11 protein-coding genes are annotated in these 17,774 nt (G+C 50.4%); all 11 read left to right on the forward strand.

Annotated features, from left to right (window positions below):
* Positions 1 to 17: 17 nt before the first annotated feature.
* The 11 genes from HMPREF1640_RS08110 to HMPREF1640_RS08160 all read left to right on the forward strand — a co-directional run bounded on the left by HMPREF1640_RS08110 (position 18) and on the right by HMPREF1640_RS08160 (position 17,147).
* Complete coding sequence (locus HMPREF1640_RS08110; protein WP_052051767.1) at positions 18 to 3,101, forward strand: TonB-dependent receptor; 3,084 nt, start codon at positions 18 to 20, stop codon at positions 3,099 to 3,101.
* Positions 3,102 to 3,121: 20 nt separating this feature from the next.
* Positions 3,122 to 5,026: a RagB/SusD family nutrient uptake outer membrane protein gene (locus HMPREF1640_RS08115; protein ID WP_036893797.1), complete on the forward strand. Its 1,905-nt coding sequence runs from the start codon at positions 3,122 to 3,124 to the stop codon at positions 5,024 to 5,026.
* A 225-nt stretch (positions 5,027 to 5,251) separates the two neighbouring features.
* Positions 5,252 to 5,719, forward strand: coding sequence for a ribosome assembly cofactor RimP (gene rimP, locus HMPREF1640_RS08120; RefSeq protein ID WP_036893798.1), 468 nt, complete (start codon positions 5,252 to 5,254; stop codon positions 5,717 to 5,719).
* 3 nt (positions 5,720 to 5,722) lie between these two features.
* The gene (gene nusA / locus HMPREF1640_RS08125) at positions 5,723 to 6,997 is read left to right on the forward strand and encodes a transcription termination factor NusA (RefSeq protein ID WP_036893799.1); all 1,275 of its coding nucleotides are present in this window, start codon (positions 5,723 to 5,725) and stop codon (positions 6,995 to 6,997) included.
* A gap of 177 nt (positions 6,998 to 7,174) precedes the next feature.
* Positions 7,175 to 10,099: a translation initiation factor IF-2 gene (infB, locus tag HMPREF1640_RS08130; protein ID WP_036893800.1), complete on the forward strand. Its 2,925-nt coding sequence runs from the start codon at positions 7,175 to 7,177 to the stop codon at positions 10,097 to 10,099.
* 199 nt (positions 10,100 to 10,298) lie between these two features.
* Positions 10,299 to 11,756: a Fe-S cluster assembly protein SufB gene (sufB, locus tag HMPREF1640_RS08135; protein ID WP_036893802.1), complete on the forward strand. Its 1,458-nt coding sequence runs from the start codon at positions 10,299 to 10,301 to the stop codon at positions 11,754 to 11,756.
* A gap of 93 nt (positions 11,757 to 11,849) precedes the next feature.
* Positions 11,850 to 12,614 carry a Fe-S cluster assembly ATPase SufC gene (gene sufC, locus HMPREF1640_RS08140; protein WP_036893803.1) on the forward strand — a complete coding sequence of 255 codons (765 nt, stop codon included), beginning with the start codon at positions 11,850 to 11,852 and terminating at the stop codon, positions 12,612 to 12,614.
* Between the two features lie 130 nt (positions 12,615 to 12,744).
* A complete protein-coding gene (gene sufD / locus HMPREF1640_RS08145; protein ID WP_036893815.1) occupies positions 12,745 to 14,091 on the forward strand; it encodes a Fe-S cluster assembly protein SufD in 1,347 nt (448 codons plus the stop codon).
* 230 nt (positions 14,092 to 14,321) lie between these two features.
* Positions 14,322 to 15,548 (forward strand): cysteine desulfurase, encoded by a 1,227-nt coding sequence (locus HMPREF1640_RS08150; RefSeq protein WP_081935319.1) that lies wholly within the window; start codon positions 14,322 to 14,324, stop codon positions 15,546 to 15,548.
* Positions 15,549 to 15,574: 26 nt separating this feature from the next.
* Entirely contained in the window at positions 15,575 to 16,252 is a 678-nt protein-coding gene (locus HMPREF1640_RS08155; protein ID WP_036893816.1) for a ribonuclease HII, read from the forward strand.
* A complete protein-coding gene (locus tag HMPREF1640_RS08160) occupies positions 16,242 to 17,147 on the forward strand; it encodes a YafY family protein (protein ID WP_052051769.1) in 906 nt (301 codons plus the stop codon). The genes HMPREF1640_RS08155 and HMPREF1640_RS08160 overlap by 11 nt, the downstream gene beginning before the upstream one ends.
* Positions 17,148 to 17,774: the final 627 nt, after the last annotated feature.

Consider the following 17,774-nt stretch of genomic DNA (forward strand, 5'->3'; position numbering starts at 1 on the left):
TTATAAAACATCCATTTATGAACACAAAAAGACTTATTTTGTTTGTCTCGTTTGTATTCTCCATGTTGTCTGTTATGGCACAAGACAAGACCATAACAGGTGAAGTTCGCGGAGAAGCGGGCGAAACGATTGTGGGCGCCACGGTCAGATTGAAGTCTGACGCCCGGAGGGCTACCATCACAGACGTGAATGGCAAGTTTAGCATCAAGGCCAAAGAGGGGGACAAAATATTGTTCTCGTATGTAGGCTACAAAAGCTCGGAAGTGGCTGCTCATGACGGCATGAAGGTGGAGTTGCGTCCTTCTTCGACAGAATTGAATGAGTATGTGGTCACCGCATTTGGAACGGGACAAAAGAAAGTTTCCATCGTCGGGTCTGTGCAGACCATCAGGCCACGTGAGTTGAAGATTCCCACTCCCAACCTTTCGGCGGCGTTCGCCGGCCGAATAGCTGGTATGATAGCTGTGCAACGGTCTGGCGCGCCAAGGTCTGACGGAGCCGACTTTTGGATAAGGGGAATGTCCACGACGAGCCCGGCCACATCGCCGCTAATCATATTGGATGGTGTGCAGATTACCGCGGACGACCTCAACGCGCTCGACCCAGAGGTGATAGCTGAATTCTCGGTACTCAAAGATGCCACGGCCACGGCCCTCTATGGCAGCAGAGGCGCCAATGGCGTGATAATAGTGACTACCAAAACAGGTGAGAACCAAGCTAAACCATCGGTCAGTATTCGTGTGGAGGGGTATGTAAACACGCCTACGAGATTGCCAAAATTTGTGGATGGACCACGTTTTATGGAACTGTTTAACGAGGCGATAGCCAATCTTCCCACTGGTGCCACCCCATATTCGAAAGAGAAAATAGAGGGCACGAGACAAGGGCTCGACCCATACGCGTTTCCAAATGTGAGATGGTATGACGAACTGTTCAGAAACCATACGTTCAACCAAAAGGTAAACATGAACATCAGTGGTGGAGGAAAAAGGCTCAACTACTTCATGTCTGTGACAGTGGACCACCAGACTGGCATGCTTAAAAACGTGAGTCAAAGGTACTATGGATATAACAATCAACTGGATTATTGGCGCTACGCGTTTCAAAACAATATACAAATGAATCTCACGAAGAGCACGACGATAGCGCTCAGGCTAAATACGCAGATAGGCAATTCGAGTGGCCCAAACAGTAATGTGGGTGGTATTTTCAATGCCGTGATAAACTCAAATCCTGTTGATTTCCCTATCAACTATCCGGCAACAGACTATCAAAACTACGTGAGATGGGGCTCCAAAAACTTGGGATGGATGGGAGCGCAAAACCCCATGGCCGACGCCGTAAACGGCTACACCAACAACTTCAGCTCCACTGTTATCGCCAATTTACAATTGGACCAGGACCTCTCGATGTTGGTTCATGGACTAAAGCTCTCGGCGCTCGCCTCGTTCAAGAACTGGTCGTACACTGACACGGAAAGAATGAGAGACCATAACTTTTTTGAGCTTAGGAGCTACACTAAGAAACCTGACGGCACGTACGACCTGAACCTCCAGCCCATAGGCAGGGAGCAGGACACAAGCCTGCGCTCCAATGGGTGGTCGCAAGGTAACAGGTCTGTTTATTTTCATGTCATGCTGCTGTGGAATCAAAAGTTTGGCGAGCATGAACTGGGCGCCATGCTCAATTACAACCAAGACGAGTTGGCAAGGAACGTGACCGATCGCAACTTGCTGGGAAACCTTCCTTACCGCAAGCAGGGATTGGCAGGCCGCGTGACTTATGGGTACGCGAACAAATATTTGTTCGAGGCCAACTTTGGATACAATGGCTCCGAGAATTTCGCGAAGGGCAATCGTTTCGGATTTTTCCCCTCTGTGGCTGTGGGATACAATGTTTCTGAAGAGCGTTTTTGGACACCTTTAAAAAGTTACATCTCGTTCTTCAAGTTGAGAGCAAGTTACGGATTGGTGGGCAATGACCAAATAGGTGGCACTCGCTTCGCTTACATGTCTAATATTTACATGACCGGCGGTCCGAGCTACACCACGGGCATCAACCAAGACTACTCCAAGTCTGGCCCGAAATACGAGCAATTTGAGAACAAAGGCATTACATGGGAAGTGGGCCAAAAGCTTAACTTGGGATTTGACATGCGTTTGTTCGATGGGTTGTCATTGAGCGCGGACTTCTTCAGGGAGTATCGCAAGAACGTATTCCAACGCCGTGGCGTGGTGCCAAACTACATGGGCACGCTCCGTACCAAGCTCTATGGCAACCTCGCAGAGATTAGCAACAAGGGCGTGGACATGTCGCTCGACTATAACAAACAGGTTACGAGGGATTTATATGTGGGGCTTCGTGGCACTTTCACTTATTCGAAGAACAAGATAGAAAAATGGGATGAGCCTGCGTACCAAGAATACCCGCGACAGGCGTATGTTGGTGCGTCGCTGCAAACCATATATGGGTATGAGGCCGAGCGGTTGTTCATGGACGAGGCGGACGTGAAAAACAGCCCGTCGCAAAAGGCGTTGTCACCTAACGTGTCGGCTGGTGACATCAAATATAAAGACCAGCCCAACGCGGAAGGCAAATGCGACGGCAAGATAGATGGAAACGACGTCGTTCCGTTGGGGTACCCCAAAGTGCCGCAAATGGTCTATGGATTTGGAGGAAACGTCAAATTCAAGAAAATAGATTTTGGAATGTTCTTCCAAGGCGTGGCCCAAACGTCAATGTTGCTCAGCTATTTTCATCCGTTCGGGTCGTTCAGCAACAGGAACGTGCTAAAATTTATAGACGACGACCACTGGTCACCGGAGAACAAGAACCCATACGCCGCATACCCTCGCTTGACCAAGGACGACATGCCCAACAACACCCAAGCGTCTTCTTATTGGCTTCGTGACGCTTCGTTCCTGAAGCTCAAGAATGTGGAGCTGGGTTATTCTTTCAAGCAGGTACGTGTCTACTTGTCGGCCATCAACGTATGTACGTTCTCTAAGTTTAAATTGTGGGACCCCGAGATGGGTGGCGGCAATGGGTTGGCTTATCCCACCCAAAGGACATTCAATTTAGGTTTGCAAATGAATCTGTAATCAAGAAATGGCATAAAGATATGAAAAAGAAATTACTATATTCAATATGTAGCCTTGTCATGGCGTGTGCGGTGGCAAGTTGTGACTACTTGGACATCGTGCCGGATGGTACGCCGACAGAGAAAGACGCTTTTGCCAATCAGGGCACCACGGAGGGTTACCTATACAGTTGCTATGGCTTTATTCCCAACAACGGCAACACGCAAAGCGCCATCGATTTCTTGTCTGGCGACGAGGTGGTGACCGCGTTTGAGTCTGACCCTTTCGCCGCGTTCTCGCAGGGAACGTACACGGCCATCAGTCCGCACATGTCTTATTGGGACGAGTTGATGGGCGGCATGCGTTATTGTTACACATTGATTAACAATGTTGATGGCGTGCCAGGTATGAGCAAGAAGATGGCAAGTGACTACAAGGCGCAAGCCAAGTTTCTCATAGGCTATTTTTACTATCTGCTCATACAAAGCTATGGTCCGGTCATAATAGTCAAGGGCGTGGAGGATGTCAATGTGCCTATAGATAAATTCAAGGCGCGAGCGCCCATGTCGGAATGTGTGGATTTCGCCGCCAATATGTTGGACGAGGCTGCCAAAGATTTGCCTCCCACACGAGATGGAGACGAATATGGACTGGCTACAAGCGTGGCTGCCAAAACTTTAAAAGCCAAATTGCTGGTGATGGCCGCCTCGCCTTTGTTTAACGGCTACGCTCCCCATAAAAACATAAAAAACGCTGACGGCGTTTTTCTGTTCGAGCAAAAGTTCGACCAGTCCAAATGGGACAGGGCGTACGAGGCTTGCCAAGAGGCTGTGAGGATGGCGGAGAAATCTGGCTTCGCGCTTTATAGGGCTGTTCCGGGCACTAACGTGAACGCTCCGGAACCTGCCGACATGACACAGCGGAGCCTGAGATTCGCTATCATTGACAAGGGAAACTTGAGCGAGACAATATGGGGTAACACCAAGGGGCAATCGAATAATGACATACAAGCCAAGTCGGCTCCATACGCCCAAGGTGACAAGGGACGATTCGCGCTTAACGCCATCGCCCCCACGCTTGCCATGATGGAGCGTTTTTACACCGACAAGGGGCTTCCCTTGGACGAGGATCCATCGTTCCCGGGCAGAAAAGATTGGTGGAAAGTGGTCGACGCGCCAGCTGGCTGCTCGTACGCCGAGGGCAAAGTGCCCGCTTTTGTCTGTCACCGCGACCCGCGAATGTACGCTTGGACAACCTTTGAGAATGGATATTACGAGATAGCTGGCGACAAGCCCGAGGGAAGTAATTATGACAAAAAATACCGTAGGGGCAAGGCTGAGGGCAAAATCGTGATGAAGATGATGATAGGCGAGCCGAGCGGAAGAGGCGCCAACCTGAACACGTTGCGCAATAACAACTACTCGCCAAGTGGATTTTTGAACAAGCGTTTGGTGGATCCGCTGAAGCCGGCGTCATCCCCCAAAATCAATTATATACATCCATATCTCACCATGGCCGACTTGTACCTCCTTGCGGCAGAGGCCGCGGTAGAGGTGAACAAACTTGGAGAGGCCAAGACTTACCTTGACAAAATAAGGTCGAGGGCCGGGCTTCCATCGGTGGATGACGCCTGGGCACATGCCGCGCATCCTGACAAGGCCAACGGCAAAGATGGCATGCGTGAAATAGTTAGGCAGGAGAGACTGATAGAGATGTACATGCTCAATCAAAATTTTTGGGATTTGCGTCGTTGGCTCATGGCCGAGAGGTGCATGGGCAAAGCCCCTGATGGAGTTAATATTCTTGCCGATAATATCGACGCATGGTGGAAACCAACTCAGGTACAGGTAAGCAGGGCTTTCACTGCGCCGACCAATTATCTCATGCCAATACCTCAAGAAGAAATAAAGAAAAATCCAAAAATAGTTCAAAATCCTGGATATTGACAATCAAAACAAGATGAAAGGTATGCTTTAAAGATAAGGAAACGTTCGTCAACTATGCCCTAAGGCTTATTCGATAGCTGTTTTGGAGATAGCGTGGAAAAGTCCGCGCGGACAAGAAAAAGCCAGAAAAATTCTTGCGTGAACGTTTTTTTTTTAGTAACTTTGCATCGTTCAGTGGAATGAGGGGCTCCGAGAGAGCTCCTCATTTTTTATAATAACAGGTTTATGATAGACAAAAACGTCGTAAGAAACTTAGTGGATGAATGGCTGGCGGACAAGGAGTATTTCTTGGTGGATGTGATGGTCAGCCCTGACAACAAGATCGCGGTGGAGATAGATCACGTTGATGGCGTGTACATCAACGACTGTGTGGAACTCAGTAAATATATCGAGAATCATCTCGATCGCGAGAAGGAAGATTTCGAGTTGGAGGTAGGCTCCGCGGGTTTGGGCCAGCCTTTCAAGGTGGAGCAACAATACCATAACTATGTGGGGCAGCCGGTGGAGGTGCTGGACGACAGTGGAAAGAAAGTCAGGGGCACGCTCAAAAGCGTGGACGGCCGCGACTTCGTGGTGTCGGTAAAGGAGAAAGTTAAGGTGGAAGGCAAGAAACGCCCCGTGATGATGGATGTGGACCACCAATATAGCATGGACAATATAAAATATACTAAATACTTAATAAGTTTTAAATAAGCTATGGCAGCAAGAAAAAAAGACGACGAGCAGATGAGTATGATCGACTCCTTTCGTGAATTTAAGGAGATGAAGAACATCGACCGCACTACGTTGGTAAGCGTGCTCGAGGAGACATTTCGCAGCGTGCTCGCAAAGATATATGGCAGTGACGAGAACTTTGACGTTATCGTTAACCCGGACAAAGGCGACTTTGAGATTTATCGCAACCGTGTGGTGGTGGCCAATGGCGAGGTGGAAGACGATAACAAGCAGATAAGTTTGGCTGATGCCCAAAAAATAGAAGACGACTATGAGGTGGGTGAGGATGTGTCTGAGCCAGTGAATTTTGCAAAATTTGGTCGTCGTGCCATACTTACATTGCGCCAAACTTTGGCCAGCAAGATATTGGAGTTGGAACACGACTCGCTCTATAACAAATACAAGGATCGTGTGGGGCAGCTCATAGCGGCCGAGGTTTATCAAGTGTGGAAACGAGAGGTGCTGTTGGTCGATGATGACAACAATGAGTTGATCTTGCCCAAATCGGAGCAGATCCCGGCCGATCAATATCGCAAGGGCGAAACTATACGCGCCGTCATTGAGCGCGTGGACAACGAAAACAACAATCCCAAGATAATACTCTCGCGTACCAGCCCAACGTTTTTGGAGCGCCTCTTGGAGCAGGAAGTCCCGGAGATAGCCGATGGACTCATTGCCATTAAGAAGGTTGCGCGCATGCCCGGGGAGCGTGCCAAGATAGCGGTGGAGAGCTTTGACGAGCGCATAGATCCCGTGGGGGCTTGCGTGGGCGTGAGGGGCAGCAGGGTGCACGGCATCGTGCGCGAGCTGTGCAACGAGAACATAGACGTGGTAAACTGGACGGCCAACACCAAACTGTTTATTCAGCGCGCTTTAAGTCCTGCCCAAATATCAAGCATAGCCCTTGATGAGGAAAACAAAAAGGCCGACGTGTATTTGCTGCCCGAAGAGGTAAGCTTGGCTATTGGGCGTGGCGGACTGAATATAAAATTGGCCTCGATGCTCACCGAATATACCATTGACGTGTATCGTGTGGTGAACGATGGCGAAACGAACCACGAGGAGGATGACGTGTACTTGGAGCAATTCAATGACGAGATAGACCAGTGGATTATAGACGCTATTAAGTCGATAGGGCTCGATACGGCCAAGGCGGTACTTAACGCGCCACGCGAAATGTTGGTGGAAAAGGCCGATTTGGAAGAGGAGACCGTAGACCACGTGATAGAAGTGCTTCGCAAAGAGTTTGAGAATTAGGCCGTGTCTAATTGACAAGATGAGCAATCCTTTAATCCCGAGACGACCATGTAAAAGCGAGCAGTGAAAAAAGGTGGGAGAAAGACGATTGATAACAGAGAAAAAAAACAGACAAGGTGAGGAAGTGAGGGTTTTACCTTTTTGCCCTTTGGCTTGCTCCCTTTCAAAGTAGAATATATGAGCATCAGATTAAACAAAGCGTTACGAGAATTAAATATAGGGCTCCAGACGGCAGTTGAGTTCCTTGAGAAGAAGAGTGAGCTTGGTGAAGTGAAGGCGGAACCTACCTTCAAGCTGAGCGACGGGCAGTATCACGCCTTGATAGAGGCGTTCAAACAGGATGCCGCCGTTCGCAACGAAGCCGAGAAACTCTTTAAAAAACCAAAAGAAAAGAAGCGTGCCTCACAACCCAAGAAAGAAGACCATCGGGCGGAAAGCTTGTTGGAGAGCAATCGACGCCAGCAGTACCGTCCATTAGGCAAGATAGATCTTAACCACGTGGGAGAGAAACCTGCGCCCCAATCATCTGATGCCACCAAGCCCGCCAATATGTCTCAGGACAAGGTTGCTGCCGTCAGCCCTGAGCCTGAACGACAAGAAGTGCAAGAGACCACCAAGCCTACTGCGTTGGAGAATACGGAAGTACCTGTAAAAGAAATAAGTGCCCAAAAGGAAAAACTGCCGGAGGAGGCACGGCAAGAAGCTGGGACAACGGCTTCTCCTACGCCTAAGCAAACAGAAGAAACGAAACAAGAAGAAAACGTGAAAGCAGTAGAACGTCCTCAGGAGGCGAGTCAGGACGAAAACGCCGAAAGCGTGTCGGCCACACCAGAGACAATTGATAAAAAGCCGGAGAGCTCCCAAGAGGAAAGCGATGGTCCGAAGCTGTTCCAGTTGAAAAGCGAGAAGAAAATTCTTAACGCACCCAAAGTAAACGTTTTGGGAAAGATAGACCTTGACGCCATCAACCAAAACATGCGCCCTCGGAAGAAGACAAAAGAGGAGCGTAGAAAGGAACGCGAGGACAAGAACAAGCAACAAGGAGGCGGCACGCGTCGCAAACGCCAGCGCATTAACAAAGACAAGGTGGATATCAATGCGGCCGCCAACCAGCAAAATGCCAAGAATGGTGGTGGCGGCAAGGGCAAGAACAATAGTAACAAGAACAGGAAACGCTCGCAGAAACCCCTTGAGGTGAACGACGAGGATGTGGCGCGTCAGGTAAAAGAGACTTTGGCCCGCTTGACAAGCAAGCAGAGCCAGACCAAAAAGGGAGCCAAATATCGTAAAGAAAAACGAGAGGCTGCCCAAGAAAAACTATCTGCTGAGGCCAAGGCAGAGAGCAAAGACAGCAAGGTGCTGAAGATAACCGAGTTCGTGACCGTGTCAGAATTAGCCACGATGATGAACGTGGGCGTTACCCAAGTGATTTCAACCTTGATGAGTATAGGCGTGATGGCATCCATCAACCAGCGTCTTGACGCGGAGACTATCAACTTGGTGGCCGACGAGTTCGGCTTCAAAACTGAATACGTGAGTGCCGAGGTGCAAGAGGCCGTGAACGTGGAAGAGGACGATGAGAGCGACCTTGTGCCTCGTTCGCCTATCGTGACGGTGATGGGACACGTGGACCACGGCAAGACTTCGTTGCTCGACCATATACGCAACACCAATGTTATCGCAGGCGAGGCGGGCGGTATCACGCAGCACGTGGGCGCGTACAGCGTAACCCTTAACAACGGCCGGCACATTACATTGCTCGATACGCCGGGTCACGAGGCTTTTACCGCCATGCGCGCCCGTGGCGCGCAAGTCACGGACATCGCTATTATCATTATTGCCGCGGACGATTCTGTCATGCCTACTACCAAGGAGGCGATAGCCCATGCGCAAGCGGCGGGTGTGCCAATGGTGTTCGCCATTAACAAAATAGACAAGCCGGGAGCCAACCCGGACAAGATACGCGAGGATCTTTCGCAGATGAACTTGCTGGTAGAAGATTGGGGAGGTAAGTACCAATGCCAAGAAATCAGCGCGAAGAAAGGCATTGGCGTGGACGAATTGCTTGAGAAAGTGCTTCTTGAGGCTGACATGCTCGACCTCAAAGCCAATCCTAACCGTATGGCCACGGGTACTGTGATAGAGAGTGCCTTGGACAAGGGGCGCGGCTATGTCAGCACGGTATTGGTTAGCAATGGCACGCTGAAAGTGGGCGACTTTATCATCGCTGGCACAAGCTGGGGACGTATCAAGGCCATGTTCAACGAGCGCAACCAGCGCATAGAAGAGGCCAAACCCGCCGAGCCATGTGTTATTCTTGGCTTGAATGGCGCCCCGACGGCCGGCGACCAGTTCCATGTGCTGGAAACGGAACAAGAGGTTCGCGACATCGCCAACAAGCGAGAGCAGTTGCAACGTGAGCAAAGTTTGCGCACGCAAACGCGTCTCACGCTGAGCGATATATCTCATCGTATAGCCCGTGGCGAGTTCCACGAGATGAATATCATTGTCAAGGGTGACACCGATGGTTCCATTGAGGCGTTGAGCGACTCGTTTATCAAGCTCTCCACGGAGAAAGTTCAAATCAACGTTATATTCAAGGCCGTGGGACAAATCTCCGAGAATGATGTGACGTTAGCCGATGCGTCAGACGCGATTATCGTGGGTTTCCAAGTTCGCCCGTCAGCCGCGGCTCGTCGCTTGGCAGACTCGAATGGGGTTGAAATCAATACATACTCCGTGATTTACGACGCCATAGACGATGTGAAAGATGCCATGGTGGGCATGCTTGACAAAGTGAAGAAGGAGATTGTGACTGCACAGATTGAAGTGAAGCAGGTTTACAACATCTCGAAAGTGGGTGTCGTGGCTGGAGGATTGGTGATCGAAGGCAAGGTGCACAACAAGGACAAGGCTCGTGTTGTGCGTGAAGGCATCGTGGTCAAGACGGCGCCCATTGCGGCGTTGAAACGCTATAAGGACGACGTGAAAGAGGTGGCCACAGGCTTGGAGTGCGGTGTCTCTTTGGCAAATTGCAATGATATCCAGTCGGGTGACATACTCGAGACATTCACGGAGATTGAGGTTGAGCAGAAACTTTAAAAGGGATGTGACATAAAGAATGACATGCTGGCACGCTTCTTGAAAGTCACGGCTAATGGCTTGATGGCGTAAGGGCGGTCTTGGCAGCATTTCTTCCTTATAATATATAGTGACATCCCAGTTCCGGGGTGTCACTATTTTCATAATAAATGTAAATGTTGTAAAGTGTGGCATAATCCTTGCGCGATTATGATTAGATATGAAAGCAGAGCAAAACAAACAAGAAAAAAACAAGTTTGTCAAGCAAGTCGCGGAGCAGAAATACGAGTTTGGTTTCACCACCGACGTGGAGACCGAGGTTATTCCCGTGGGTTTGAATGAGGATGTGGTGCGACTTATCTCAAAAAAGAAGCATGAGCCTGACTGGCTTTTGGATTTCCGTTTAAAATCTTTCCGCTATTGGCAAACTCTCTCGATACCCACGTGGGGGCATCTCCACTTGCCCAAGATAGATTTCCAAGGTATATCTTATTACGCTGACCCGATGGCCAAGAAGCCTGCCAACAAAGAGATTGACCCCGAATTGGAAAAAACTTTTGACAAGTTGGGAATACCTTTGGAGGAGCGTTTGGCTTTGAGTGGAACGGCCGTGGACGCCATCATGGATTCGGTATCTGTGAAAACCACGTTCAAAAAGCAGTTGGCCGAGAAAGGGGTCATTTTTTGTTCCATCGGCGAGGCTGTACGCGAATATCCCGATTTGGTACGGCAATACCTTGGAAGCGTCGTCCCATACCGTGATAATTTTACCGCCGCGCTCAACTCCGCGGTGTTTAGCGATGGCAGTTTCGTGTACATTCCAAAAGGCGTGAGATGCCCCATGGAGTTGAGCAGCTATTTTCGCATCAACTCAAGAAACACAGGGCAGTTTGAGCGCACGCTCATTATCGCTGACGATGATGCGTACGTGTCATATCTTGAAGGCTGCACGGCGCCCATGCGCGACGAAAATCAGCTGCACGCCGCCATTGTCGAGATTGTCGTGATGGACAATGCCGAGGTGAAATATTCCACCGTGCAGAATTGGTATCCGGGCGACGAGCGGGGGCGTGGCGGCGTGCTCAACTTGGTGACCAAGCGAGGCGACTGTCGTGGCGTAAACTCCAAACTCTCGTGGACGCAGGTTGAGACGGGCTCGGCCATCACGTGGAAATACCCCAGTTGCATACTTCGCGGGGACAATTCGCAGGCCGAATTTTACAGCGTTGCGGTCACCAACAACTTTCAAGAGGCCGACACGGGAACCAAGATGATACACATAGGCAAGAACACCACTTCCACCATCATCTCAAAAGGCATATCCGCCGGGCATAGCCAAAACTCTTATCGCGGACTCGTCAGGGTTGCCGCCAATGCCGAGAACGCGCGAAACTACAGCAGTTGCGACTCGTTGTTGTTGGGGTCGGAATGTGGCGCCCACACATTCCCTTACATGGACATACACAATCACACCGCCATCGTGGAGCATGAGGCCACCACTTCCAAGATATCCGAGGAACAACTCTTCTACTGCAATCAGCGAGGCATTCCCATGGAAGACGCCGTAGGGCTCATCGTCAACGGTTATGCCAAGGACGTGCTCAACAAGTTGCCTATGGAATTTGCCGTTGAGGCCCAAAAACTTCTTAATGTCTCGCTTGAGGGAACGGTAGGGTGATTTGGCGCGTGATTGTTCGTCAAGACATACAAAACCAATTGAATTATAAAGTTTAAGATAGTTAACCTCTGGTTAATCCAAACAAAATACAATATGCTACAAGTCAAGAACCTTCATGCCACCATAGCGGGCAAACAAATATTAAAAGGTATCAATCTAACCGTCAATGATGGAGAGATACACGCCATCATGGGTCCCAACGGCTCCGGGAAATCTACGCTCAGCGCCGTGCTTACCGGAAATCCTCTTTATACCGTAACCGAGGGGTCGGCTGTGTTCAACGGCAAGAATTTGTTGAGCATGCCACCCGAGGACCGTGCGTGCGAGGGGCTTTTCCTTTCGTTTCAATATCCCGTGGAAATACCGGGTGTCTCAATGACCAATTTTATGAAAGCGGCTGTCAATTCACGTCGTAAATATCATGGCTTGGAGCCTCTGAAGGCTGCCGAGTTCATGCAGCTCATGCGCGAAAAACGCGCCATCGTGGAACTTGACTCCAAACTGTCGCGTCGCTCTGTCAACGAGGGATTCTCTGGCGGAGAGAAGAAACGCAACGAGATTTTCCAAATGGCCATGCTCGATCCGCAGCTTAGCATTCTTGACGAAACCGACTCCGGGCTCGATGTCGACGCCATGCGCATCGTCGCAAACGGCGTGAACAAACTCTTCACTCCACAAAAATCTATCATCGTCATCACCCACTACGAACGTCTGCTGGATATGATACAACCACAGGTTATACATGTCTTGTACAAAGGTCGTATCGTAAAAACAGCTGGACCGGAGCTCGCGCGAGAAATAGAGAAACGTGGATACGACTGGATCAAGGAAGAGGCCGATGCCCTAAACAATGAATAATGGCATGGAGGCGAATGGTTGGCGCGAGCGAAAAGTCAACCCCGTCACCACGCGTCGTTACATGGCAGGGCGCCGTCTTAATTCTACGGTGCGACAATGCTTCACTTCTAAATTTAAAAAAGCCAGTTTCATGAACAGTGAAAAACAATATATAGATTTGTACTCTCAAGCCAGACAGCTCATCTTCGACCATTCCGCGGCGGTGATGAATGCCGCGCGCGACAAGGCTTTCGAAGACTTTAAGGCGCAGGGTCTGCCCAACAGAAAAGTTGAAAACTACAGATACACTGACATGCAAAAGATTTTTGAGCCAGACTATGGCCTGAATCTTAACCGTCTCGACATACCCATCAACCCCCATAAAACCTTCAGTTGCGATATTCCCAACATGAGCACGTCGCTCTATTTTGTGGTCAACGACTCATTTTACAACAAAACTCGTCCCAAGGTAGACCTGCCGGAAGGTGTCGTTTTGGGCAGCCTGAAAGAGGCGGCCGAGCTTCATCCTGAGTTCATTGCGCGATATTATACCAAGATCGCGCGCACGGAAAAGGATCCGTTGACCGCCCTCAACACCATGTTGGCACAAGATGGCCTGTTCGTCTACGTGCCGAGTGGCGTCAAAATAGAACGTGCCATTCAGGTTGTCAACATCCTTCGGTCAGACGTGGACCTTATGGTCAACCGTCGCGTGCTCATCGTTTTGGGTGAGGGAGCCGAGGCGAAGTTCCTCTTTTGCGACGATTCCGCCGACGACCGCAATTTTCTTGGCACGCAGGTTATAGAGGCTTACGTGGGCGAGGGAGCGTCGTTGGATCTCTATTGCCTCGAGGCAACCCACCGCAAGAACGTAAGGTTGTCCAATGTCTACATAGAGCAGCGGGCTCGCAGCCGTGTCAACCATAACGTCATCACGCTGCAAAACGGCATCACCCGCAATATGCTTCAGCTCGTGTTCAAGGGTGAGGGAGCTGCCTGCAACTGCAATGGGTGCGTCATTGCCGACCAAGACCAGCATGTGGACAACAACACATTGATAGACCATCAAGTGGGACATTGCACGTCAAACGAACTTTATAAATATGTGCTGAATGGCAAGGCCGTTGGTGCTTTCGCTGGATTGGTCCATGTTCGCCACGACAGTCAAAAGACCGAGTCGCAGATGACCAACCAAAATCTGTGTACCGCCAAGACGGCCCGCATGTTCACCCAGCCCATGTTGGAAATATACGCCGATGACGTGAAGTGTGCCCACGGTTCCACGGTGGGCCAGCTCAACGCAGCCGCCATGTTCTATATGCGCCAGCGGGGCATTTCGGAGAGTGAGGCCAAGCTCCTCCTTGAGTTTGCTTTCATCGGCGAGGTTATAGATCAAATCAACCTCGAGCCTTTGCGAGACCGTCTCCATCACTTGGTCGAAAAGCGCTTCCGTGGAGAGCTTAACACTTGTGAGGGGTGCAAACTGTGCAAAGATTGATTTGCGAACGTGGATCTTTTAATGTCAAATGACGGTCCGCGAGTGTTAAATCCAGATAAGGACAAATGGCAAATGGGTGGATGTTCCAATTTTGAAACTTGAGTTGTGAATTTTGTGTTGCGCGCGCTTTCATTTTTATCGTTTGTCTAATTGTGGATTGAAAATTGCGCAATATGGGTTACAACCCTTTCATCTCCCCTCGCTATAACTTCAAATATGAATTTTGAATTATGAATATTGAATTGCTAAGGTCTGATTTTCCCATTCTTTCTCGCAGGGTTTACGACAAGCCTTTGGTTTATCTCGACAATGCCGCCACCACGCAGAAACCCTTGGTGGTGCTTGACGCCATGCGCCAAGAATACCTTAATGTCAACTCCAATGTGCATCGCGGCGTTCACTGGATGAGCCAGCAGGCCACTGAGCTTTATGAGCAAGCCCGTCAAACTGTATGCCAATATATCAACGCGCCGAGTGTTTCCGATATTGTTTTCACGCGTGGGACCACCGAGGGTATCAATCTTGTGGCGCACGGTTTTTGCCAATCGTGCATGCGTGAGGGCGATGAGATTATTCTCTCCACCCTCGAGCACCACTCCAATATCGTGCCTTGGCAGTTGCAAGCCGAACGTTTGGGGCTTGTCATCAAGGTCATACCCATCACCGACGATGGCCAGTTGGACATGCAAGCCTTTGTTAATCTCATCACTGAGCGCACGCGTATCGTCGCCGTGACGCATGTGAGCAATGTGCTCGGCACGGTCAATCCTGTGGCTCGCATCGTACGCTTGGCTCACGAGCGTGGCGTGCCCGTGCTTGTCGACGGCGCGCAGAGCGCGCCCCATTTCAAGGTGGACGTTCAGGCCATGGATTGCGATTTCTTCGTCTTCAGTGGCCACAAGGTCTATGGCCCCACCGGTATAGGCGCGCTCTATGGCAAGGAAGAGTGGCTGGACCGGTTGCCACCCTATCAGGGAGGTGGCGAGATGATAGCGCGCGTCACGTTCGAAAAAACCACCTTCGAGCGTCCGCCGCTCAAGTTTGAGGCTGGCACACCCGACTATATTGCCGCGCATGGGTTGGCCACGGCACTCAATTATGTGTCTCAAATAGGTCTTGACAATATCGCCAAGCATGAGCATGAGCTGGCTCGCTACGCCATCGACCGTCTTCGCGCCATCGATGGTGTCAAGATTTATGGCCATGCCGATGGCGAGACAGCCCATGTCCACGAGCCTGTTGTCAGTTTCAACGTGGCCGATATACATCACATGGATATAGGGACGCTGCTTGACCGTCTTGGCATTGCCGTGCGCACGGGGCACCATTGTGCCCAACCGCTGATGGACAGGTTAGGTGTCCTTGGCACCGTCAGGGCGTCGTTCGCGCTGTACAACACCATGGAGGAGGTGGATCGTTTGGCCGATGGCATAGAGCGCGTGGCCAAAATGTTTTGAATGTCAAAACCCTGAACACTGCCTTCATGCTTAAAAATCATTTTTTTACAGATCTTGTCGAGGCTGGATGTGACGAGGCTGGTCGTGGCTGTTTAGCCGGCAGCGTCTATGCCGCGGCCGTCATCTTGCCTTACGATTATGACAATCCAGCCCTCAACGACTCCAAACAGTTGTCGGCCAAATGTCGAGACGCATTGCGCGCGCAAATCATGCGCGATGCCGTGGCTTGGGCTGTTGGCGTGGCTACGCCCGAGGAGATAGACCGTTTGAACATCCTTCACGCCAGTTTCTTGGCCATGCACCGCGCCATAGACCAGCTCACCACGCGCCCGCAAGCCCTCATCATAGATGGCAACAGGTTCGATCCATACAAACCTGTGTCCGAATCGCCTTTCGGGGGCAGGATAGAACGTGTCGCGGCGCATGCTGACGACCGAGATACATTACCTTTCGAGTGCGTTGTCAAGGGCGATGGCAAGTACCAATCTATAGCCGCGGCCAGCATTTTGGCCAAGACTTTTCGCGACGACTATATGATGGGGCTGCACGCTCAATACCCTGCTTACCATTGGGACAGCAACAAGGGCTATCCCACCCGCGACCATCGCGCGGCCATCGCGACGCATGGGATAAGTCCCTATCATCGTCGCAGTTTCCATCTCCGCCAGGCCACCCAACTCAAAATAGATTTCGATGGCAAGTAGCCCGGCAAGATTTGAGCGTTGGTTTCAGCTTATTCTCACCATGCTCGACGGCCATGACCACACGGCTATTGAGCTCGCGGGCGCGCTGGGTACCACCCGGCGCAACTTGTATTATGTGTTGCGGCTGTTTCGCGGCATGGGATTTCGAGTGGTGCGCGATCGAACCTTTTATTATATAGACCCACGCTCCCCCTTCCTTCAGCGTGTCGCTTCGGCTGTCGAGTTTGCCGACGACGAGGTGGTTTATCTTCACGCCCTGATGTCGAAACTGGCTGGGCAAGACGTGATGGCCAGTGTCGTCAAGCGCAAATTGGAGCGATATTATGACATAGACCATCAAGATGGCATGCGCGACATGCGCCATTTGTCAGACAACATCGAGGCCCTCGAACGGGCCATGGAGCAGCGACGAGTGGTCATTCTGCGCGACTATTCGTCTCCTCACAGCCATAGCGTCAGCGACCGCGTGGTGGAACCATTCTTGTTTCAAGGCGCGAAGACTGACGTAAGGGCTTTCGAAATCAAGTCTAAGCAAAACAAAACGTTCAAAATAGCGCGGATAGGGCGAGTGGAAGTGGTGGACGCGCCATGGTTTAACACCGATCGCCATCGAGAGGTTTTCACGGATATGTTCATGTTTAGCGGCGAGGAGCAGTTGCGCGTCAAGTTGCGTCTTAGCTTGTTGGCGCACAATCTCATGCTTGAGGAGTACCCACGCTCAGCGCCAATGCTCTCGCGCGAGGACGACAATCATTGGATTTTCGAGGCCACTTTGGTCAACTACGTGGGTATCTCGCGTTTCATACTCGGTTTGTTCGACGAGATAACCATTCTTGGTGACGAGGGGCTGCGTGCCTACGTGAGACGAAAAATTGCGGACATGTCAAGATATTGACACCATGTACACCATCCATCCGTCCAAGTGCCTTGCCCCTATCCTTGCGGTCCTCGGCGTTCCGATGCGCCTCTTGTGGCAGTGCTACGCCATCGGATATTAGCCCTTGACAAACAATACCGAACTGTAGGCAAGCCAAAATGTGAAGGCGCGGCGTCAAGGAGCGAGATGATACAAGGGGTGAACGAAGCCCATTGCGTTAACCAAAATAGGCTGGACATATTTTTTGCTCCTTGTAGTCTATGCTAATCTTGTATTTTCTTTAAGTCTTTGATTTCCAATTATGTAAGATAGTAAATGGCTGCACACTTTCCAAAGCCTGTATAGGGCGTTTGCCATTAGTGCCTATTCACGCTGCGATTAGTACTTAATCAGCGTGCGATTAGTACTTAATCGGTGAGCAACTAATCAACGAAAATGAAGAAATATCGAAGTTGATGTAAATCGACTGATAATGAGCAGGAAACGGAATAATTTGCATAGAAGTGCTCTTTTCAAAAAGGGTCATAATGTGCAGATTTAGGCAGAAGTTCAGTTACCAGAGCGTTACCCGATTTCGTCATAGGTAACGATGGAGTAATGTTCGGTAACTGAATTATTTTCGCTCGTGTGGCTGTTGCTACGGTT

It is taken from the genome of Prevotella sp. S7-1-8 (assembly GCF_000758925.1).
GTDB lineage: Bacteria > Bacteroidota > Bacteroidia > Bacteroidales > Bacteroidaceae > Prevotella.

Bases quoted from the DNA above. Each gene is read 5' to 3' on its own strand.
- HMPREF1640_RS08110 (WP_052051767.1), top strand. From the start codon at position 18: ATGAACACAAAAAGACTTATTTTGTTTGTCTCGTTTGTATTCTCCATG.
- HMPREF1640_RS08115 (WP_036893797.1), top strand. From the start codon at position 3,122: ATGAAAAAGAAATTACTATATTCAATATGTAGCCTTGTCATGGCGTGT.
- rimP (WP_036893798.1), top strand. From the start codon at position 5,252: ATGATAGACAAAAACGTCGTAAGAAACTTAGTGGATGAATGGCTGGCG.
- nusA (WP_036893799.1), top strand. From the start codon at position 5,723: ATGGCAGCAAGAAAAAAAGACGACGAGCAGATGAGTATGATCGACTCC.
- infB (WP_036893800.1), top strand. From the start codon at position 7,175: ATGAGCATCAGATTAAACAAAGCGTTACGAGAATTAAATATAGGGCTC.
- sufB (WP_036893802.1), top strand. From the start codon at position 10,299: ATGAAAGCAGAGCAAAACAAACAAGAAAAAAACAAGTTTGTCAAGCAA.
- sufC (WP_036893803.1), top strand. From the start codon at position 11,850: ATGCTACAAGTCAAGAACCTTCATGCCACCATAGCGGGCAAACAAATA.
- sufD (WP_036893815.1), top strand. From the start codon at position 12,745: ATGAACAGTGAAAAACAATATATAGATTTGTACTCTCAAGCCAGACAG.
- HMPREF1640_RS08150 (WP_081935319.1), top strand. From the start codon at position 14,322: ATGAATATTGAATTGCTAAGGTCTGATTTTCCCATTCTTTCTCGCAGG.
- HMPREF1640_RS08155 (WP_036893816.1), top strand. From the start codon at position 15,575: ATGCTTAAAAATCATTTTTTTACAGATCTTGTCGAGGCTGGATGTGAC.
- HMPREF1640_RS08160 (WP_052051769.1), top strand. From the start codon at position 16,242: ATGGCAAGTAGCCCGGCAAGATTTGAGCGTTGGTTTCAGCTTATTCTC.